This window comes from Methylobacterium sp. CM6241 (assembly GCF_054817845.1).
In genome coordinates, this window is record NZ_CM139246.1 from 4143104 (window position 1) to 4164055 (window position 20952).

The 20952-nt window shown below is 65.0% G+C and carries 19 protein-coding genes and 1 tRNA gene; 6 read left to right on the forward strand and 14 right to left on the reverse strand.

Annotation, left to right across the window (positions count from 1 at the left end):
• Positions 1 to 85: 85 nt before the first annotated feature.
• Positions 86 to 964: an SDR family oxidoreductase gene (locus tag ACYQR9_RS19405; protein WP_311273926.1), complete on the reverse strand. Its 879-nt coding sequence runs from the start codon at positions 962 to 964 to the stop codon at positions 86 to 88.
• 207 nt (positions 965 to 1171) lie between these two features.
• On the opposite strand from ACYQR9_RS19405, the gene ACYQR9_RS19410 reads away from it, so the two are divergent.
• Entirely contained in the window at positions 1172 to 2089 is a 918-nt protein-coding gene (locus ACYQR9_RS19410) for a LysR family transcriptional regulator (protein ID WP_461227751.1), read from the forward strand.
• Positions 2090 to 2312: 223 nt separating this feature from the next.
• Here the strand turns inward: ACYQR9_RS19410 and ACYQR9_RS19415 are convergent, their stop codons facing one another.
• Positions 2313 to 3215, reverse strand: a complete 903-nt coding sequence (locus ACYQR9_RS19415; protein ID WP_311273927.1) for a LysR family transcriptional regulator — start codon at positions 3213 to 3215, stop codon at positions 2313 to 2315.
• Positions 3216 to 3405: 190 nt separating this feature from the next.
• On the opposite strand from ACYQR9_RS19415, the gene dctA reads away from it, so the two are divergent.
• The 5 genes from dctA (at position 3406) to ACYQR9_RS19440 (ending at position 8450) form a co-directional block, all read left to right on the forward strand.
• On the forward strand, positions 3406 to 4737 hold the full coding sequence (gene dctA / locus ACYQR9_RS19420; RefSeq protein WP_056433200.1) for a C4-dicarboxylate transporter DctA: 1332 nt from the start codon (positions 3406 to 3408) through the stop codon (positions 4735 to 4737).
• Positions 4738 to 4810: 73 nt separating this feature from the next.
• A complete protein-coding gene (locus ACYQR9_RS19425; RefSeq protein WP_056433205.1) occupies positions 4811 to 5974 on the forward strand; it encodes a mandelate racemase/muconate lactonizing enzyme family protein in 1164 nt (387 codons plus the stop codon).
• A gap of 114 nt (positions 5975 to 6088) precedes the next feature.
• Positions 6089 to 6364, forward strand: a complete 276-nt coding sequence (locus tag ACYQR9_RS19430) for a hypothetical protein (RefSeq protein WP_461227752.1) — start codon at positions 6089 to 6091, stop codon at positions 6362 to 6364.
• Entirely contained in the window at positions 6361 to 7335 is a 975-nt protein-coding gene (locus tag ACYQR9_RS19435) for a 2-hydroxyacid dehydrogenase (RefSeq protein ID WP_461227753.1), read from the forward strand. The genes ACYQR9_RS19430 and ACYQR9_RS19435 overlap by 4 nt, the downstream gene beginning before the upstream one ends.
• Positions 7336 to 7376: 41 nt before the next feature.
• Complete coding sequence (locus ACYQR9_RS19440; RefSeq protein ID WP_311273930.1) at positions 7377 to 8450, forward strand: tartrate dehydrogenase; 1074 nt, start codon at positions 7377 to 7379, stop codon at positions 8448 to 8450.
• Positions 8451 to 8929: 479 nt separating this feature from the next.
• On the opposite strand, the gene ACYQR9_RS19445 is transcribed toward ACYQR9_RS19440, so the two are convergent.
• The 12 genes from ACYQR9_RS19445 to ACYQR9_RS19500 form a co-directional block, all read right to left on the reverse strand.
• Positions 8930 to 9006: transfer RNA gene (locus tag ACYQR9_RS19445), tRNA-Met, on the reverse strand.
• Between the two features lie 116 nt (positions 9007 to 9122).
• Positions 9123 to 10364: a tryptophan synthase subunit beta gene (gene trpB, locus ACYQR9_RS19450; protein WP_056433223.1), complete on the reverse strand. Its 1242-nt coding sequence runs from the start codon at positions 10362 to 10364 to the stop codon at positions 9123 to 9125.
• Positions 10365 to 10500: 136 nt separating this feature from the next.
• Positions 10501 to 11145: a phosphoribosylanthranilate isomerase gene (locus ACYQR9_RS19455; RefSeq protein ID WP_207411475.1), complete on the reverse strand. Its 645-nt coding sequence runs from the start codon at positions 11143 to 11145 to the stop codon at positions 10501 to 10503.
• Positions 11146 to 11160: 15 nt separating this feature from the next.
• Complete coding sequence (locus tag ACYQR9_RS19460) at positions 11161 to 11532, reverse strand: LapA family protein (RefSeq protein WP_461227754.1); 372 nt, start codon at positions 11530 to 11532, stop codon at positions 11161 to 11163.
• Positions 11533 to 11571: 39 nt separating this feature from the next.
• On the reverse strand, positions 11572 to 11892 hold the full coding sequence (locus ACYQR9_RS19465) for an integration host factor subunit beta (RefSeq protein ID WP_056433233.1): 321 nt from the start codon (positions 11890 to 11892) through the stop codon (positions 11572 to 11574).
• A 78-nt stretch (positions 11893 to 11970) separates the two neighbouring features.
• A complete protein-coding gene (gene sppA, locus ACYQR9_RS19470; protein ID WP_461227755.1) occupies positions 11971 to 12951 on the reverse strand; it encodes a signal peptide peptidase SppA in 981 nt (326 codons plus the stop codon).
• Positions 12952 to 13384: 433 nt separating this feature from the next.
• On the reverse strand, positions 13385 to 15115 hold the full coding sequence (mqo, locus tag ACYQR9_RS19475) for a malate dehydrogenase (quinone) (protein ID WP_461229845.1): 1731 nt from the start codon (positions 15113 to 15115) through the stop codon (positions 13385 to 13387).
• A 696-nt stretch (positions 15116 to 15811) separates the two neighbouring features.
• Positions 15812 to 17542, reverse strand: a complete 1731-nt coding sequence (rpsA, locus tag ACYQR9_RS19480; RefSeq protein ID WP_056433243.1) for a 30S ribosomal protein S1 — start codon at positions 17540 to 17542, stop codon at positions 15812 to 15814.
• 283 nt (positions 17543 to 17825) lie between these two features.
• Positions 17826 to 18278 (reverse strand): hypothetical protein, encoded by a 453-nt coding sequence (locus ACYQR9_RS19485; protein ID WP_244477971.1) that lies wholly within the window; start codon positions 18276 to 18278, stop codon positions 17826 to 17828.
• 282 nt (positions 18279 to 18560) lie between these two features.
• Positions 18561 to 19271, reverse strand: coding sequence for a DUF1013 domain-containing protein (locus ACYQR9_RS19490; protein WP_056433259.1), 711 nt, complete (start codon positions 19269 to 19271; stop codon positions 18561 to 18563).
• A 269-nt stretch (positions 19272 to 19540) separates the two neighbouring features.
• Positions 19541 to 20485 (reverse strand): ribose-phosphate pyrophosphokinase, encoded by a 945-nt coding sequence (locus tag ACYQR9_RS19495; protein WP_019903469.1) that lies wholly within the window; start codon positions 20483 to 20485, stop codon positions 19541 to 19543.
• A 126-nt stretch (positions 20486 to 20611) separates the two neighbouring features.
• The gene (locus tag ACYQR9_RS19500) at positions 20612 to 20839 is read right to left on the reverse strand and encodes a DUF4170 domain-containing protein (RefSeq protein ID WP_461227756.1); all 228 of its coding nucleotides are present in this window, start codon (positions 20837 to 20839) and stop codon (positions 20612 to 20614) included.
• Positions 20840 to 20952 lie beyond the last annotated feature (113 nt).

Consider the following 20952-nt stretch of genomic DNA (forward strand, 5'->3'; position numbering starts at 1 on the left):
GTCCCCCACGAGGCAACGTCCCCTCCATCGAGCGAGACCGAACCCGTCGAAAAGCGGCGTGTGGCATGTCCCGCCGCCTCATGTTTCAGATGACGTGTGCCATGCCCATGGCCCGAAGCATGTCGTTCTGGATCGGAGCCACCGCCTCATTGATGCGCGCGACGCCGAAATCCACGCCCTCTGGCATGACCACCGTGCGCAGGGGACGCCGCTCCGTTGCCTCGACCAGCCCGGCGATCGCATCGGCGACGAGTTGCGGGCGCGGAGGATGGGCGGGGTCGTACGACTTGTCGGCGTTGTCCTTGATCTGGCCCGGGATCGACGCCACTGCGCCATAGGCGGTCAGTACGTCCGTATCGGACGGCTCGGGGCTGGACGAGATCAGGTTGCTGGGGAACGGGCCCGGCTCCACGATGACCGAATCGATCCCGAAGCCGCTCAGCTCGTAACGATAGGTCTCCGCCAGGGCTTCGAGCGCGAACTTGGTCGCCGCATAGACACCGAAGAACGGGATGACGAAGCGTCCCATCAGCGACGTGACCTGCACGATCAGTCCGCTGCCGGCGGCGCGCATATGCGGCAGGACGGCACGGTCGGCGCGGACCGCCCCAAAGACATTGACCGCGAACAGCCGTTCGACATCGGCGATCGTGTAGGCTTCCGTCACCCCGATGGGCATCAGGCCGGCATTGTTGACCAGAACGTCGATCCTGCCGTGCTGCGCGATGACCCGAGCGATGGCGGCCTCGACTGAGTCGTCGCTGACCACATCCATTTCGAGGACCTGCAGGGGATTCCCCTCCGCCTTCGCGGCCTCGATCAGTTCGTTCCGGACCGCGCTGTTCCGGCCCTCGACATCCCGCATGGTCGCGATGACGCTGTGACCGCGCCTCGCCAGTTCCAGGGCCGTGAGTTTTCCAAAGCCACTGCTCGCGCCGGTGACCACAACGACTTTCGCGCTCATCCTCAGTTCTTCCTTTTCCATCCGGGGCGTGCCTACGGGACTCGACCTCTGCCGCCCGTTGGGCGGGGCCGCTCCTGTCGGGGCCTCGCCGTCCGTCCGCCCTTCCTCTAACGTAGATTTTTCTGCGGCTTCAGATCTGAGTATTCGCTTCTTTGTTGCCTTTGGCGCTACAATCGACGGATCAGGATCGGCAGGATCGGGCGACCGATGCGGGACAAGTTCGACGGCGTGCAGATCTTCGTGGAGGCGGTAGAGGCTGGCGGGTTCGCGCGGGCGGCCGACCGGCTGTCCCTGTCCCGGTCCGCCGTCGGCAAGGCCGTGGCCCGGCTCGAGGAGCGGCTCGGCGTGCGCCTGTTCCAGCGGACCACGCGCACCCAGAGCCTGACGGAAGCCGGGCAGCAATTCTACGAACATTGCCTGCGCGCCGTCGCGGAATTGCGGACCGGCGAGGCGCTCCTCGAATCGGGCCGCCAGGAGGTGGCGGGGCGATTGCGGATCTCGATGCCGGTTCTCCTCGGCCGGCGCTGCGCGGCGCCGATCCTGCTCGACTACGCCAAGGCGCATCCGAAGCTGGAACTCGACCTGAATTTCAGCGACCGGGTCATCGATCTGATCGCCGACGGCTTCGACCTCGGGCTGCGCTTCGGCGCGCTCGGCAACAACAGCTCCCTGCGTGCCCGGCGGCTGGTGACGGAACGTATGGTGCTCTGCGCCTCCCCGTCCTACCTCGATGCGCGCGGACGCCCGGAGGAGCTCGCGGATCTCGCCGGGCACGACGCACTCGCCTATGCGCGCGGCGACCGCGGCTATGCCTGGCGCCTGCCGGATGCCAACGGCGTCCTCGTCCCGATCTCCCCACATTCCAGGCTGCGGTTCGACGACGTCGAAGTCATCCTGAGCGCCGCCAAGGCGGGGCTCGGCCTCTGCTGGCTCCAGCATTGGCTGATCCGCGACAGCCTGCAAAAGGGTGAACTCGTCCAGCTCTGGGCGGAGCGGCCCTACGCGACCATGGATTGCTACGCCGTCTGGCCCGCGGCACGGTATCTGCCGTTGCGGTCACGCCTCGCCATCGATGCACTCGCCAGCCGGATGCCGAGTGACGGTGTCGTCAAGCACCCTGGGTAGGATCGCGGAGCCCCCCGGGAGATATGCGGGAGTGGGCCGTTCAGGGGTCGGCCCGATTCGGTTCATAGGCTATCGACCTGTCTTGCCGACTCCTCTCCGAAGGGACGGCAGACCCCAACTTCGCCATAGACGGCAATTGACTGACTTCCCGAAAGCAGATGTCCACCGGTCCAAGACTGGCCGTGCTCCACGGGGATGCGGCTGTGATCGACGCACCCACGAGCTATGAGGTTTGCGCTCCGGTGAGATAGTCCCAAAGCTCGTCGGCGGCGTGATTGCGGCACTCGAGCGAGCGGAACAGTCTGATCTCGATGGGCACGTCGAACTGTTCGTGCCCCGCGCGGACGAGGCGACCGCGCGTCTGATCGTCGGCCGCGACCGTTTGTGGGAGCCAGGCGACGCCGTGCCCCTCGCGCGCCATGGTCGTCAGCGTCGCGGCGAGATGCGAGGTGAAGCGGGTGTCGAGGTGGAACGAATCCCCGTTGCGGCAGCTCGCCAGGATGCGCCCGAGGCCCGAGGCCTGGCTGTAGGCCAGGTAGGGAACCGGCTCGGCGGACGATCCCGGCAGCGACCACAGACCCGCGCCGTCTCCCGAGGGCGCGCAAAGCGGGATGAGACGATCGTCGCCGACCCGCACGCTCTCGAACCGGTCGGGCTCGAACCGTGTCGGGGCGTTCCCGTGGAAGTGGCAGAGTAGGAAGTGCACCTCGCCCGACAGCATGATCTGCTCGCAGGCTTCCATGCTGTCCGAGATGAGATTGAGCGTGCCCAGCGTCCGGGATCGCATGACCCGGCGGACCCAACTCGGAAAGAACGTGAACGATAGGGCGTGGGTCGCGGCGATGGAGAGCGTCGCCGTATCCTGAGCGCCCACCGCCCGCGTCTCGCGGCGGGCCCGCTCCAGGCTGTGCAGCAGAGCCTGGGCTGCCGGGAGGAAGGTGACGCCGGCCGGGGTCAGCGCCGCCCCTTGCGCGCCCCGTGCGAAGAGTGGCGTCCCGACCCAATCCTCGAGAGCCCGGATGCGCCGGCTGAAGGCCGGCTGCGTCACGCTTCGAGCCTCCGCCGCCCGCGAGAACGTCTTCTGCTCCGCCAGCGCGAGGAAGTCCTTCAGCCAGTCCAGATCCATCGATCAGCCCAGATCCATCGGTCGGACCATGTCCATCCGTCCGTCCAGCCCGATGCCGTTCGCGCATAGCCCGAACCGAACATGGCATTGGCCGGACGAGGGTGTCCAGGCGTACCCACAGCATCAAGCCCCACAAGAGGGATCACTAATCAAGCTGCCCGTTAAGTGGCAGATCAGGAGGAAACAGATCATGAAGTCATGGCTAAGCCGACTCTATGTTCAAGTCTTCATAGCAATCGTCATCGGCGGGTTCGTCGGGTATTTCCTGCCCGACGTCGCCGTCACGCTGCAGCCCCTGGCGGACGGCTTCATCAAGCTGATCAAGATGCTGCTCGCGCCGGTCATCTTCGGTACCATCGTGGTCGGCATCGCCAAGATGGGTAACATGAAGGAGGTAGGCCGCATCGGTGTGCGCGCGCTGATCTACTTCGAGGTCGTCTCGACGCTGGCCCTCGTCATCGGCCTCGTGGTGGTCAACGTGATGCAGCCGGGCGTCGGCATGAACATCGACGCCACGCATATCGACGGCAGCGCCATCGCCTCCTACGCCAAGCGGGCGGAAGCCCAGCCCGGCATCGTCGGCTTCCTGATGGACATCATCCCCTCGACGATGGTGGATGCCTTCGCCAAGGGCGCCATGCTGCAGATCATCCTGATCTCGCTGCTCTTCGGCCTCGCCCTGGTTCAGGCGGGCGAACGCGGCAAGCCGGTGGTCGTCGTCATCGACAGCCTGCTGGACGCGCTGTTCCGCATCGTCGCCATGGTGATGCGCTTGGCCCCCATCGGTGCGGGTGCCGGCGTCGCCTTCACCATCGGCAAGTACGGGTTCGGCACCGTCTGGTCCCTCGCCTACCTGATGCTCGGTGTCTACGCCACGTCGATCCTGTTCGTCGTGCTGGTGCTCGGCTCCGTCTGCGCCTGGACCGGGTTCTCGCTCTTCAAGGTTCTCGGCTTCTTCAAGGACGAGATCCTCATCACCTTCGGGACCTGCTCCACCGAGGCCGTGATGCCCCGGATGATGGCCAAGCTGGAGCGTGTGGGCTGCGAGAAGTCGGTGGTCGGCCTCGTTCTGCCGACGGGTTACACCTTCAACGCCGACGGCACCTGCATCTACCTGACCATGGCGGCGATCTTCGTCGCCCAGGCCACCAACACGCCGCTGGGCATCGGCGACCAGCTCGTCGTCCTGGGCGTGCTGCTCCTGACCTCGAAAGGGTCGGCGGGTGTCGCCGGGGCCGGGTTCGTCACCCTCGCCGCCACCCTGTCGAGCATCCACACCGTCCCGGTCGCCGGCCTCGTCCTTCTGCTCGGCGTCGATCGCTTCATGAACGAGGCACGGGCGGTCACGAACCTCATCGGCAACGCGGTCGCCACCATCGCGGTCGCCAAGTGGGAAGGCGCCTTCGACCTCGCCAAGGCGGAGGAGGCCTACCGCAACCGGGCCGCCGTCTCATCCGAGGACGTCGTTCCCGACACGGAAGCCGGGCATGCCCTGCCCCGCCCCGTGGCGGCCGCCCACTAGACCTTCCGGCTGCTTTCGTCCGCTTCCATCCCTTCCCCCGCGCGAATCCCTTCGCATCTCAAGGAGAGCCACCATGCGTATCGTCGACGTCTGCGAGATCACCAAGCCGATCTCCTCGCCCATCCGCAACGCCTATATCGACTTCTCGAAGATGACCGCCAGCCTCGTGGCCGTGGTCACGGACGTGGAGCGCGACGGCCGCCGGGTGGTGGGCTACGGCTTCAATTCCAACGGCCGCTACGGCCAGGGCGGCCTGATCCGCGAGCGCTTCAAGAACCGCATCCTCGAGGCCGAACCTGCGAGCGTGCTCAACGAGGCCGGTGACAATCTCGACCCGCACAAGCTCTGGGCGGCGATGATGACCAACGAGAAGCCCGGCGGCCACGGCGAGCGCTCGGTGGCGGTGGGCACCCTCGACATGGCCATCTGGGACGCCACCGCCAAGATCGCCGGCAAGCCGCTGTTCCGGATGCTCGCCGAGCAGAAGGGCGTCGAGGCCAATCCGCGCGTCTTCGTCTACGCGGCCGGCGGCTATTACTATCCCGGCAAGGACGACACCCAGCTGCGCGCCGAGATGCGCGGCTACCTCGACCGTGGCTACAACGTCGTGAAGATGAAGATCGGCGGCGTGCCGATCGAGGAGGACCAGCGCCGCATCGAGGCCGTGCTGAAGGAGATCGGCTCGCAGGCGCAGCTCGCCGTCGACGTGAACGGCCGCTTCAATCTCGAACAGGGCATCGCCTACGCCAAGATGCTGCGCCAGTATCCGCTGTTCTGGTACGAGGAGATCGGCGATCCCCTCGACTACGCCCTGCAGGCCGCGATCTCCGAGTTCTATCCCGGCCCGATGGCGACCGGCGAGAACCTGTTCTCGCACCAGGATGCCCGCAACCTCCTGCGCTACGGCGGCATGCGGCCCGACCGCGACTACCTGCAGTTCGACTGCGCCCTCTCCTACGGACTCGTCGAGTATCTCCGCACCCTCGACGTGCTGGAGCAGTTCGGCTGGTCGCCCAAGCGCTGCATCCCGCATGGCGGTCACCAGATGTCGCTCAACATCGCGGCCGGCCTCGGGCTGGGCGGCAACGAGAGCTACCCGGACCTGTTCCAGCCCTATGGCGGCTTCCCGGACGGGGTGAAGGTCGAGGACGGCCACATCGTCATGCCGGAGCTTCCCGGCATCGGCTTCGAGGGCAAGTCGGACCTGATCAAGGTCATGCGCGAACTCGCCGAGTAAGCGGCGACCGATCCGTGCGGGGCGCGATCCGGCCCCGCACGGCCTCCACCGCCGTCGCCCGGCTCCGGGCGGCGGCCGTCTTCCGGGAACCGACGTGCCGAGGAAATCCGTACGATGCGACCGCTCAGTGATGAGGAGCGAGCCGTTCTGTCCGCTTTGACCGAAGATTTCGTCAGCGCCACGGTGGTCAAGGTCAGGTCCGGCCTTCCGCGCGGCCAGAGGAACGAGACAGTCCTCGCGGCCTGTATGGGATTGGCGCAACGCGGTCTTGCCGAGCGGGCCGGCTCCGGGTTGCGGTCCACCCTCCGCTGGCGGAAAGCACAAGGTGGCTTCGCCCCGGAGCGGGAGCGCCACCTCCACGGAACACGCAACTGCGAAGAGGCCCCATGACAGCGCATGCGAAGGCGGAGATCCTGCTGCTGAAGGCGATCCTGCCCGATACGATCCGGGCCCTCGACGAGCGCTTCGTCCTCCACCGCCTCGATCGGGCCACCGACCGGGACGCGTTCCTGGCGGAGGTCGGCCCGGCCATTCGCGGCGTGGTGGTGGGAGGACAGGCGCCGGCGGGAGCCGATCTCTTCGCGCGCCTCCCCGCCCTGGAGATCGTCGCCAATTTCGGTGTCGGCTACGACACGATCGACGTCGCGGCCGCCAAGGGCCGGGGCGCCGTCGTTACCAACACCCCGGACGTGCTCACCGAGGAGGTGGCGGACCTCGCCCTCGGCCTGCTCCTCGCCACCGTCCGCCGCCTCCCCCAAGCCGACCGCTATCTCCGCGCGGGCGCCTGGCCGAAAGCCCCGTTTCCGCTCTCGCCCTCCCTGCGCGGGCGCCGCATCGGCATCCTCGGCCTCGGGCGGATCGGGCACGCCATCGCCACGCGCCTCGATGGATTCGGCTGCGCCATCGCCTATCACGGCCGCCGCAGGCAAACCGAGGTGGCCTATGACTACCACCCGAGCGCGATCGAGCTGGCGCGGGCCTGCGACGTCCTTGTGGTCGTGGCGCCCGGCGGCGGAGCCGGGCCCCTCGTCACCGCGGAGGTGCTGGGCGCCCTCGGCCCGGAGGGTATCCTCATCAACGTGGCGCGCGGCAGCCTCGTCGACGAGGACGCCCTGATCGCGGCCCTGCAGCAGGGGGTGATCCACTCGGCCGGCCTCGACGTGTTCGCGGACGAACCCCAGGTTCCCGACGCCCTCATCGCCTTGGACAACGTCGTCCTGCTGCCGCATGTGGGCTCGGCCACCCACCATACCCGCCGTGCCATGGGCAACCTCCTCGTGGACAACCTCGTTTCCTGGTTCGAGGGTCGGGGGCCGGTGACCCCCGTCGCCGAGACGCCCTGGCCGTCGAGCGCCGCCTGAACTCCCGAACCCAGCCGTCCCATCCGCGGAGAGCCGATCCCATGACATCACGCCACTATCGCATCGCCGTCATTCCGGGCGACGGGATCGGCAAGGAGGTCGTGCCGGAGGGCGTGCGCGTCCTCGAAAAGGCCGCCAAGCGCCACGGCTTCACCCTCGAGTTCGACTGGTTCGACTTCGCCAGCTGCGATTATTACGAGCGGCACAACCGGATGATGCCGGAAGACTGGAAGGCGCAGATCGGGGGCCACGACGCGATCTTCTTCGGGGCCGTGGGCATGCCGGACAGGGTGCCCGATCACGTCTCGCTCTGGGGCTCGCTGATCCTGTTCCGGCGGGAATTCGACCAATACGCCAACCTGCGCCCCGTGCGCCTGATGCCGGGCGTGAAGAGCCCGCTCGCCGACCGCAAGCCCGGCGACATCGATTTCTGGGTGGTCCGCGAGAACACGGAAGGCGAATACTCGAATGCGGGCGGGCGCATGTTCGCCGGTACCGAGCGCGAATTCGCCCTGCAGGAGACGATCATGACGCGCCACGGCGTCGACCGTATCCTGAAATTCGCCTTCGAGCTGGCCCAGAGCCGCCCGAAGAAGCACCTGACCTCGGCAACCAAGTCCAACGGCATCTCGATCACGATGCCCTATTGGGACGAGCGGGTGAAGGAGATGGCCAAGGCCTACCCGGACGTGGCTTGGGACCAGTACCATATCGACATCCTGACCGCCCATTTCGTCCTGAACCCGGACCGGTTCGACGTGGTCGTCGCCTCGAACCTGTTCGGCGACATCCTCTCCGACCTCGGACCCGCCTGCACCGGCACGATCGGCATCGCGCCCTCCGGCAACATCAACCCGGAGCGGCTCTTCCCCTCGGTGTTCGAACCGGTTCACGGATCGGCCCCCGACATCGCCGGCCAGGGCATCGCCAACCCCATCGGCCAGATCTGGTCCGGCTCGATGATGCTGGAGCATCTCGGCGAGCCCGAAGCCGCCCGGGAGATCGTCACCGGTATCGAGCGTGTCCTCTCCGAGCGCACCCTGCGCACCCGCGATCTCGGCGGCAACGCCGATACCGAAGCCTGCGGCAGGGCGGTGGAAGACGCCCTCGGATAAGGGCATCCGGCTGGAACGCCAGGACGCGGCCACCGACGCCGAAGGCCGCATACTCGATGAGACCGGCGTCGGACCTTCCGGCGCCGGTGCATTCGTCGTCCGTTCCCGGCAAACAGCCGGTCGAAGTCCACCTGTGACTTCCACTCGGGGCGACGACCGAGCGTCCGGTTCCCGCGATCAAGATCAATCTACACTAAGGTCGACCTAGCCCTCCGTACCGAACGAGGTCGTGGCCTCCCGATTGCGCCGATGAGTGGCGAGTGGGGACGAAGCGCCATGGGATCATTGCTGAGGAGCATCGCGAGCGAGACTGAGGATACCAGGCAGGGGCCACGCAAAAACCGCCCATCGATGCCGTCAGGTGGGCACCACGTCCCGATTGTTCGCGCTGTCCGGCAGATCCCTCTCAGAGAACCAAAAAGCCCCGGACCAGGGGTCCAGGGCTCAAAGGCTAGGTCGATCTAACGACTAGGAATGATTGGTAGCGAGGGAGAGATTTGAACTCCCGACACAAGGATTATGATTCCTCTGCTCTAACCAACTGAGCTACCCCGCCACAACAAAGGAACCCGCGCGGTGCAGGCGCCCCTGAAGAGATCGGCGGTATAAAGAAATCCGCCTTCGGGTGTCAACGGGGAGTTTGCCACTTGCGAGCTCCCCGTTGCGGTTTTCTCAGAGGCGGGTTCCCAGGATTTCGGCTACCTGCGGGATGTCCTTGTCGCCACGGCCCGAGAGATTGAGCACCATCAGGTGTTCGGCCGGCTTCGTCGGCGCGATCTCGAACACCTTGGCGAGGGCGTGAGCCGGCTCCAGGGCCGGGATGATACCCTCCAGCATCGAGCACAGCTTGAACGCTTCCAGCGTCTCGGAATCCGTCGCCGAGAGGTAGGTGACGCGCTTGGCCTCGTGCAGCCAAGCGTGTTCGGGGCCGATGCCGGGATAATCGAGGCCGGCGGAGATCGAGTGGGCGTCGGCGATCTGGCCGTCCTCGTTCTGAAGAAGGTAGGTTCGGTTGCCATGGAGCACTCCCGGCTTCCCGCCGGAGAGGGAGGCGGCGTGCAGGCCCGAGGAGATGCCGTGGCCGGCGGCCTCGACGCCGTAGATCTCCACCTCGCGGTCGTCGAGGAACGGGTGGAACAACCCCATGGCGTTGGAGCCGCCGCCGATACAGGCGATGAGCGAGTCGGGCAGTCGCCCTTCCATCTCCAGCATCTGCTCCTTCGTCTCCCGGCCAATGATCGACTGGAAGTCGCGCACCATCGCCGGATAGGGGTGCGGGCCGGCCACCGTGCCGATGCAGTAGAATGTATCTGCGACGTTGGTGACCCAGTCGCGCAACGCCTCGTTCATGGCGTCCTTGAGGGTCTTGGTGCCGGATTCTACCGGGATCACCTCGGCGCCGAGCATCTTCATGCGGAAGACGTTGGGCGCTTGGCGCGCCACGTCGACGGCGCCCATGTAGACGACGCATTTCAAGCCGAACCGGGCGCAAAGGGTGGCGGTGGCGACCCCGTGCTGCCCGGCGCCCGTCTCGGCGATGATCCGGGGCTTGCCCATGCGGCGGGCCAGCATGATCTGGCCGAGCACGTTGTTCACCTTGTGCGAACCGGTATGGTTCAACTCCTCGCGCTTGAAGAAGACCTTGGCTCCGTGACCCGGGGCCGATGCCGCACGCAGGTGCTCGGTCAGGCGCTCGGCATAATAGAGCGGGCTCGGACGGCCGACATAATGGGTCAGATGGCCGTTCATCTCCTGCTGGAAGGACGGATCTGCCTTCGCTTCCGTATAGGCCTTCTCTAGATCGAGGATGAGCGGCATCAGCGTCTCGGCGACGAAGCGTCCGCCAAAGATGCCGAAGCGGCCGCGCTCGTCCGGTCCGTTGCGGAACGAGTTCGGAGAGGGGGCGATGGTCACGGTCAGTCGTCCTTCACGTCGTCGGCCGGCGGATCGCCGCCGGGCCTGTGCGTTCGGTATGGGGTTGCGCCAATGCCTAGACCCGTGCGGGGGGCGGCTACAATGCGGCGAACGCGTCGATTTGTGAAATCGGACGCTATTCGCCAGTCCGAACCGCCGCAATGAAGGCTCCGATGCGCTCGGAACTCTTTTCTCCCGGCCGGGTCTCGACCCCCGAAGAGACATCGACGGCGCGAAGGCCCGTCCGGCGGAGGGCCTCGGCAACATTGCCGGGAGCGAGGCCGCCGGACAGCATCGTCCCCGCCGGCAGGTCCAGCCCCGCGAGGATGTCCCAATCGAAGGCAATGCCGTTGCCGCCCGGCAGGGCCGCGTCGGGCGGAGGCTTCGCATCGAGGAGAATGCGGTCGGCCGCTTCATAGGCGAAGAGAACGTCGAGATCCGAACGCGTCGAGACGCCTAGCGCCTTCATCACGGGGCGATTGCTGTGGGCACGGATGGCCGCGACCCGCTCCGGGGTCTCATGGCCGTGGAGTTGGATCCAATCCGGATCGACGGCCCTCAGTGCCGCATCGATCAGAGCATCGTCGGGATCGACGAGAAGGATGACCCGCTCCGCCCTGCCCTTCGCCTGTTCCGACAGCCGACCCGCAGTCTCGAAGTCGACATGACGCGGGCTCTTCGCGAAATGCACGAGGCCGATCAGGTCAGCCCCCGCCAAGAGCGCTGCGTCGAGGGCCGCAGGGGTACTGAGCCCGCAGATCTTGACGCGGATCGACGACATGACTGCGCTTGGCCTCTAGCGCGGGGCTGGGAGCGCGACGCGGCCGTCCTGGCCGGGATAACGCTCGGCCGGCGTGGGCTCGCTGGCCGCGACGCGGGATTTCAGACGCTCGGTCTCGCCCTCCAGGCGACGGATCTCACGGCGGCGGGCGGCGCTCGTGCGCCGGGTGCCGGACTGGCCGAGCCAAGTGCCGATACCGCCGCAGAGAATGCCGATGGCGACAGAGGCGAAGATCAGGACGTAGAGCGGCAATGGCAGGCTGAAGGCCGGCGTGTCCGCCGTGAACGGATCGAAGGACAGGCGGACGACCTCCCGGTTCGCCACGGCCAGGGCCACGACCACGATCGCGATGGGAAGCAGCACCAAACCCTTGAAGAAGCGGATCATCGAGACACTCCGGTCGGTAGGACGAGGCTTTGCATGGGCTCAGGATTCCTCATTCTCGGAGGGCTCCTCTGCGCCGATGCCGGCCTCGTTGAGTCGTTGGCGCATCTCCTTGCCCGTCTTGAACACGGGGATGGCCTTCTCGGAGACGGCAACGGGCTCACCGGTGCGCGGGTTGCGCCCGCGGCGCGCATCACGACGCTTGACCGAGAAAGCGCCGAAGCCGCGCAACTCGACCCGGTCGCCGCGTGACAAGGCTTCCGCGATCGTGTCGAGGATCGCCTTCACGAGGGTTTCCACGTCACGCTGGTAGAGATGCGGGTTCTGCTCTGCGATCCTGAGCACGAGCTCCGACTTGATCATGCGGCGGTCTTCCCTGACTTCATGCGGTTCCGGCACCCCTGCGGACGTGATCCAGGCAGGCGTGATTCGGCGTCGCCCTCAAGGCGCATCGGTTGAGGCCGGACGCCAGAGAGCCAGCATTCCCCCTTGCGCGATGCTCGCCGTCTCGTCGCCGACCTGACGCAGGCGCGTCGCAAGACCGCCCATGCCAAGGAGATCGGCGCCCGTGCTGAGAGCCGACCAGAGTTTGAAGTCGCTCTCGGATTTGGGCTTCCAATCACGGATGGGCAGGCCCTTGGCGACGTTGCGCTCCGCCTCGAGCCAAGTCACCGCCTGACGTTCGCCGCCGACGCTATCCACCAGCTTCAACGGAACGCTCTGGCGGCCGCTGAAGACGCGCCCGTCGGAAACGGTCGCCAGTTCCTTCTCGGAGAGTTTGCGCCGCTCGGAGACGAGGCCTTTGAACCAGGCGTAGGTGTCGCCCACAACGGAGGCCAGGGCGGCCCGTGCCTCGGGCGAGGTCGGGGTGAAGCCGGATGGCTCGGCCTTCAGGGGCGACGACTTCACCGACTCGACCTTGACGCCGACCTTGTCGAGCAGCCCGGACAGATCGGGATATTGGAACAGCACGCCGATGGAGCCGACCAGGGCGGTTTCCCGAGCGACGATATGATCGGCCGCGATGGCGGCGATATAGGCGCCAGAGGCCGCCGTGCCATCGACGAAGGCGACCATCGGCTTCTTCTCGGACAGCGAGCGCAGGTTGCGGTAGAGTTCCTCAGAGCCGGTGGTTGTGCCGCCCGGCGAGGAGATCGAGACGATGACGCCCTGCACCGCGCTGGCATCGCGGACGCGCTCGATCAGCTTGGTCGTCGATTCGCTGCCGGCGATGAAGCCACCGATGGAAATTCGCGCGATCTGTGGTTTCACGGCTGGGAAGCCGAACCCGTCATTGCCCCGGACCCGGTAGCCCACCGCACCGACGGCGACGATCAACCCGCCGATTCCCACGACGCGCCAGAGGGAGAGCTTGCGGCGCAGGCGCCGACGATCGATCAGAAGTTCGGCGTCTGCAGCCATGCGATCGTCCCGTTCCCTTAACGTTTCCGCCCGTTTCGGCCGGTTCTTCGCTCATGGGCAAGGAGGCGTGCATCCATGGTGCACCCCTCCGCCCGTCAAGACTTGTTTCACACCCGCCGGTGGTTTGCACCAAACCTTTGGGAGCTCACACGTCCTTCCGCCGGAAGGTCGCCGAAGCCCGGGGGGACGCGAAAGCAGGGCCGTGTTCTAGCGCTCCCTTCTGCGGACCGGCAAGAGCACTCGTTGGCCGGACGCGCGGCGTCAGGACACTGCCTCAAGGGATACGGGGCCCGATGGGTGGTTTAGGATTGGTCGAAGCCGAGGCGTCGTGCCGGCGCGGCGACGGGTTTTCGCTTCGATCGTTCAACCCAAGCAAAATCCTCCGATGGCGAACGGGCGACATCGGAGGATTTCAGCGCTTGGCTTCGCTCGTTCAGGGAGCGAGGTCGTGGACCGGCTTCGTCGTGGTGGTAGGGTTGCTGTTGAGGACGGTGTTGCTGACCGGCGTCTGCTTCAGTGCCTCGACGTCGATCTGCGGAGGAGACGGCAGCTGCAACTGCTCGCTCGTATAGGCCCAGGCCTGCGCGACCCGTTCCGGATCGTCGTTCAGCTTCAATCCGTAGCTCGGGACGATCTGCCGAAGCTTCGACTGCCATTCAGGGGACGAAACCTTCGAGGCGAACACCTTCTCCAGCACCTTCAGCATGATCGGAGCGGCCGTGGACGCGCCCGGGGAGGCGCCGAGCAGCGCCGCGATGCTGCCGTCCTTCGCGCTGACGATCTCCGTGCCGAGTTTCAGAACGCCACCCTTGTCCTTGTCGCGCTTGATGATCTGCACGCGCTGGCCCGCCTGCCACAGGCGCCATTCTTCCTTCTTGGCCTTGGGGAAATACTCACGCAGGGCGGCGATGCGGTCATCGTCCGAGAGCATCAGCTGACCGGCCAGATACTCCACCAACGGATATTCATCCACGCCCACGCGAACCATCGGCCAGACGTTGCTGGTGGTCGTCGAGGACAGGAGGTCGAAATAGGAGCCCTCCTTCAGGAACTTGGTGGAGAAGGTCGCAAAGGGACCGAATAGCAGGACGCGCTTGCCGTCGAGGACGCGCGTGTCCAGATGCGGAACGGACATCGGCGGCGAGCCGACCGAGGCCTTGCCGTAGGCCTTCGCCAGATGCTGCGTCGTCACATCCGGATTCTCATTGACGAGGAACGAGCCGCCGACGGGGAAGCCCGCGTAATCCTCGCCTTCCGGAATACCGGATTTCTGCAGGAGATGCAGGGATCCGCCGCCCGCGCCGATGAAGACGAACTTGGCGTCGAAACTCTGCTCGGACCCGTCCTTGAGGTTCCGAGAGACCACGCGCCAGGAGCCGTCGGGGTTCTTGTCGATGGTCCGGACCTCGGACGAGGCCTGCAGGTCGAAATTCGGCTGGCTCTGCAGATGCGCGACGAACTGGCGGGTGATCTCGCCGAACTCCACGTCGGTGCCCAAAGAGGTCCAGGTGGCTGCGATCTTCTGCTTGGGATCGCGGCCCTCCATCATCAGGGGAACCCATTTCCGGATCTGCTCGGGATCGGTCGAATAGTCCATGCCGGCGAAGAGGGGGCTCGCCTTGAGCGCGGCATGACGTTTCTTGAGAAACGCGATGTTCTCGTCGCCCCACACGAAGCTCATATGCGGGGTGTAATTGATGAAGGAGCGCGGGTTCTTCAGGACGCCGTTGCGAACCTGCCACGCCAGGAACTGGCGGGTGACCTGGAAGGCCTCGTTGATCTCGACGGCCTTGGCGATCTCGATCTGCCCATCTTTCTTCTCGGGCGTGTAGTTGAGCTCCGCCAGGGCGGAATGACCCGTGCCGGCGTTGTTCCAGCCGTTGGAGCTCTCCTTCGCCACGCCATCGAGACGCTCGATCATCTGGATCGACCAGTTGGGTTCGAGTTCGCGCAGCCAGACGCCGAGGGTGGCGCTCATGATGCCGCCGCCGATCAGAAGGACATCAACCTTCTTTGCCGGAGGGGCAGCAAGGACCAGAGAGCCGGGCATTGCCACGGCCGCCATTCCGGTCAGGGCCGTGCCAAGAATCTGCCTGCGGTTCAGGGCAGGCGTGGTGGAGGAAGCGCCGTTGGACGGGCTCGTATCGTTATTATCGGCGCTCATCGCCATACCTCGTTCTGCAGAACACGTCCGGAGGACCCTCATCGGACGTCTGTCCATCCAGGGCATCGGATCGAGAGGATCGGAGGAGCGCTTCTTCCCATGGGCATTCTTGCCCGGTGTGCTGGCTTGACCAGTCTGCCGGATCGATGCCTCGCTGACCCTGGTCGGTAAAGGGATCGGCGATAGTCTTCCAGCTATTATTTATCAGTCTCGTCGAACGTTTCGGTGTTCCGATTTTCTCTCTGGAACACTTATAGAACAGGCCTCGATGCGACGTCTTGAGGTGGGGCTATGTGTCCAAGGCCCGAAGAGGTCCGCATCATGGCGAGCCGGCACGAGCTTATGGCCGACCACCGGTGATGAAACGTGAGTGCTGTTTTCAGCTGATTAAAGTGCGACCCGAATGTCATACGTGGCTGCCACTGCAGACGAGTGTCCGGCACCGGCTATGTCTCGAAAAGTGGCGTGTGCAGTTCGAGCCGTTTCTTCGGTCGCCCGGTTCCTAGCCGATGGGTCGGCGGTCAACAATCTGCCGAATGCCGCAATCCGTTCAAACGTCGCGTTTTGAAACTGTCCTGTGATGAGGTCTCGTACCGAGACACGAAAACGCCCGCGCGAGAGACGATCCCGCGCGGGCGTTCCGAGACATGGCGTCCAGCTCTAACGAGCTGGACGCCATTCGTATCTGCGCGGGGCTTAGTCCTGCGCGTCGTCCTTGTCGTCGCTGGTGCGGGCTTTCTTGAAGGCAGCACCGAGGATCTCGCCGAGGGAGGCGCCGGAATCGGCGGAGCCGAACTGGGCCATGGCCTCCTTCTCCTCGGCCATTTCCAGGGCCTTGATCGAAAGCTGGACCCGACGCGCCTTGCGATCGAACTGGATCACGCGGGCATCGAACTTCTCGCCGGCGGCGAAACGCTCGGGACGCTGGTCACCACGATCGCGGGCGAGTTCTGCCCGGCGGATGAAGGTGGAGAGGTCGGTGTCGACGATCTTAACTTCGACCCCCGAATCCTTCACTTCCACCACTTCGCAGGTCACGATCTGACCCTTCTTGAGTTCGCCGGCTTCCGTGAAGGGGTCGCCGCCGAGCTGCTTCACGCCGAGCGAGATGCGCTCCTTCTCGACATCGACGTCAAGAACCTGGGCGCGCAGCATGTCGCCCTTCTTGAACTCTTCGATGACCTGCTCGCCGGGGCGGTTCCAGTCGAGATCCGACAGGTGAACCATGCCGTCGACGTCGCCGTCGAGACCAATGAACAGACCGAACTCGGTCTTGTTCTTGACCTCGCCCTCGACCTCGGAGCCGACCGGATGCTGCTCGGCAAAGGCCTCCCAGGGGTTCTGGAGGGTCTGCTTGAGGCCGAGCGAGATGCGGCGCTTGACCGGATCGACCTCGAGGATCTGCACTTCCACTTCCTGCGAGGTAGAGACGATCTTGCCCGGATGGACGTTCTTCTTCGTCCAGGACATCTCGGAGACGTGGATCAGGCCTTCGATGCCCGGCTCCAGCTCCACGAAGGCACCGTAATCGGTGATGTTGGTGACACGGCCCTTGAGCTTGGCGTCGACCGGGTAGCGCTGGGCGATACCCTCCCACGGATCGGCGAGCAGCTGCTTGATGCCGAGCGAGATGCGGTGGGTCTCGTGGTTGATCTTGATGATCTTGACCTTGACCGTCTGGCCGATGGTCACGACCTCGGACGGGTGGTTCACACGACGCCATGCCATGTCGGTGACGTGGAGCAGGCCGTCGATGCCGCCGAGGTCGACGAACGCGCCGTACTCGGTGATGTTCTTGACGACGCCGTCGATGACCTGGCCTTCTTCAAGGTTGGCCACGAGCTCGGAGCGCTGCTCGGCGCGGCTCTCTTCGAGGACGGTGCGGCGCGACACGACGATGTTGCCGCGGCGACGATCCATCTTGAGGATCTGGAACGGCTGCGGGGTGCCAAGGAGGGGCGTGACGTCGCGCACGGGACGGATATCGACCTGCGAGCGCGGCAGGAAGGCCACGGCGCCATCGAGATCGACGGTGTAGCCGCCCTTGACCTGATTGAAGATCGCGCCCGTGACGCGCTCATTGGCCTCGAAGGCCTTCTCGAGCTTGACCCAGCTCTCCTCGCGGCGTGCCTTATCGCGCGAGATGACGGCCTCGCCGAGGGCGTTCTCGATGCGGTCGACATAGACCTCGACCTCGTCGCCGACGGCGAGTTCGCCTTCGCGGCCGGGGCCGTTGAATTCCTTGAGGGCGACACGGCCTTCCGTCTTGGCGCCGATGTCGATGACGGCCACGTCCTTTTCGATCGCGACGACGCGACCCTTGACGACGGACCCTTCGGTGATCTCGTGCTCGAGGAAGCTCTCCTCGAGGAGAGCCGCGAAGTCGTCGCGGCTCGGGCTACGCTGCAGGGCGTTACCAGCGGTCATTCTGTCTCCTGACAGGCCTCTCGTGCGAGGCCGGCGTCGGCGGTTCGTGTGACGGGGCACCCTCGGCGATCACCGCCCGCGGCCCCTGATGGGATCCGACAGGCTCACCCCCCGTAGGAGGGCCAACGCAATATGAAGCGATGGTCGAGGGCCATTCTCCAACGGGCCGGTGACGGGACGAGACGCCCGCGCGCAGTCGAATCCGATTGGAGGACGGCGCTCCCATACCTGATCTCGTGCGTTTCGGCAACATAACGCTTCGGATCGTTGGTGGGTGGGGCGATCAGGTGAGCATCCAGCGAGGCGTCTCGGCGTGGCGCAGCCAGATCGCGGAGGCGATCGAGAGTGCCTCTAGTGGAAGAACCACATCGCCCCGGCCCTTATCCCAGAGTTCGATGCCGGAAAATCCAACCTTGCGGATCGTAAGCCAAGCGCCGAACGGGAATGTCGCGTCGGTCCCCTCGCCAGGGCCGAAACATTCTTCGAAGGCGAGCGGATCAATCATCATCTGATCGTATTTCCGCAAATGCTCGGCCATCGAAACCTTGGATCGGAACAGGATGCGATCCCGGCTATACGACGAAAAACACGGCTCATATTCCGTCAGCGTCATCGAGAGCTTGCCGCCGATGCGTAAGTAGGGCGGGTTTGGGCCAGTCTCGTCGAAATTCAGCGGGCTCCAGCCCTCCTCGCTCATCAACGACTCCGCCAGGGTCACAGGCTCCGACGCTGCCATGCGCGAGACAACATCCCCGGTCGCCGCGTCAGGGAGTGATCCTGTCACTAGGATGTCCGGTCCGAATCCGTGGCTGCCCGGCTGGTGCTCCGCCACATCGTGTCCTGTCTCGCGAGAGGCCATTATCCGCCCCGAAAAAGTGTCCCCGTGGATCGAGGAAGATCAATATTACTCATTTTCTTATGGTTGGCGATCATGCGGTGCACCAACACGAAGAAGGGCGCTGCAACAGCAGCGCCCTTGGGATGATTCGAATGGATTGTGGTGTCGTCGAGGTAACGATTATTCCTCGTCGTCATCCTCAGTGTTGCGCATGCCCTTGAGTTTGGCGAAGACCGAATCCGCGTTGAGCTTCTCGTCGCGCTCGTTGCGATGATGCTCGTCCGCCTCTTCGTAGCTGCCTGCGGTGGACACCTCTGTGGGCAACAGGGTCGCGCCGGCATCGGTCGGCAGAACGGCCGGTCGGTCCTTGGCGGCGCGCTGAACCTCGAAATCGAGATCAATCTGCGTGCAAAGACCAAGGGTCACCGGGTCCATCGGCTGCAGCGAGCTCGAATTCCAGTGAGTGCGCTCACGGATCTGCTGGATCGTCGATTTGGTGGTGCCGACGAGGCGGATGACCTGCGCATCCTTCAACTCCGGGTGGTTGCGGAGCAGCCAGAGGATGGCGTTCGGCCGGTCCTGGCGCCGTGACAGAGGGGTGTAGCGCGGACCCTTGGTGGTGCGCTTGACCTCCGGCAACTTCACCTTCGAGACGGCAACCTTCAGCTTGTAATTAGGAGATTTCTGCGCTTTCTCGATCTCGTCGCGGGTAAGCTGACCCGTGGTGATCGGGTCGAGGCCCTTGATCCCGGCAGCGACTTCGCCGTCGGCAATACCCTTCACTTCGAGCGGGTGAAGCTTACAGAAATCGGCGATCTGCTCGAAGGCGAGCGAGGTATTCTCGACCAGCCAGACGGCGGTCGCCTTCGGCATTAGCGGACCTTGGGACATGCTCTGTGGCTCCGACGTTAGCGGGGAACGGGCGGCGCCGGGCATCGGTCCGCAGGCTCCGGATGAATCGATCCGGAAGTCCCGTCTCACGCTCTCAAAAGGGGATCAGCGTATATAGGCGGCGGCAGAAGAGCGCGCAATTGCCTTCGCGTCCAGTCACCGCCGACGGAGGACCCGCGCGACGCGAGGTCCCTGAGATTTTGGCGTCGAGCGCCGTAACTTGGCCAGCGGACGATGACCGCTGCCGTATCGGTCAGGCATCGGGCCAATCAGACGAACAAGCTCGACACACTCGATTCTGTCGCGGTCCGACCGATGGCCTCGCCGAGCAGCGGCGCGATGGTGGCCACGCGAATATTGCGGGCGAGCTTGACCGCCTGTGTCGGCTGGATCGAATCGGTAATCACCAGCTCTTTCATCCGCGAAGCCGCGATGCGGGAGACGGCGCCGCCCGAGAGCACCCCGTGGGTGATGTAGGCTGACACATCCTTGGCGCCGGCGTTCAGTAGGGCTTCTGCGGCGTTCACGAGCGTACCGCCGGAATCGACGATGTCGTCGACGAGGATGCACGAACGGCCCTCGACCTCGCCGATGATGTTCATCACTTCCGATTCACCGGGGCGCTCGCGGCGTTTGTCGACAATGGCCAGCGTCGCGTCGATGCGCTTGGCGATGGCGCGGGCGCGGACCACACCACCGACATCGGGCGAGACCACCATCCATTCCTTCGGGTCGAGACGCTCCTTGATGTCGCGCACGATCACCGGCGCGGCGAAGAGGTTGTCGGTGGGGATGTCGAAGAAGCCTTGGATCTGGCCTGCATGGAGGTCCAGTGTCATCACGCGGTCGGCGCCGGCTTCAGTGATGAGGTTGGCGACAAGCTTAGCCGAAATCGGGGTGCGGCCGGAGGTGCGCCGGTCCTGTCGAGCATAGCCGAAATAGGGGATCACCGCCGTGATGCGCCGCGCCGAGGAGCGCCGCGCCGCATCGATCATGATGAGCAGCTCCATCAGGTGGTCATTGGCGGGGAACGAGGTCGATTGAACGATGAAGACGTCCTCGCCGCGGACATTCTCCTGAAGCTCGACGAAGATTTCCATGTCCGCGAAGCGACGGACCATGCATTTGGCCAGGGGAAGCTCGAGATAGGCGGAAATCGCCTCCGCAAGCGGACGGCTGGCATTTCCAGCGATGATCTTGATCGAGGACTTCATGCCGCCGTCTTCATCTCACATTTTCCAGCCGCGCCAGAATACCGGCCCATCGGCGCGGCACCCATTACAACCCCCGCCCCGGCGTCACAATGCCTTCACTTATGATTGGGGGATGCCCTGCACAGATCATGGCTCCAGCAGGCGATGGAGATGGACGATGAAATAGCGCGTCTGAGCGCTGTCGACGGTGGCCTGTGCCTTCGATTTCCAGGCGCTCTGCGCGGAGGCATAGTCCGGAAAGATTCCGACGATGTCGAGCCCCTTCACGTCACGGAAGTTGACGCCGTCGAGGTTCTCGAGCTCGCCGCCGAAGACGAGGTGTAGCTTCTGTCCGCTGTTGATCGTGGTGGTCATCGTCTCTCCTTGGCCAGCCTGCGCAGGGCCGATACGGGCGGTGCTGAGGTCGTGTTTCGACGCGCCGCCATGCATTTCAACCGTTTCTGAGGAAAATCCCTCCGTTGGCGGCT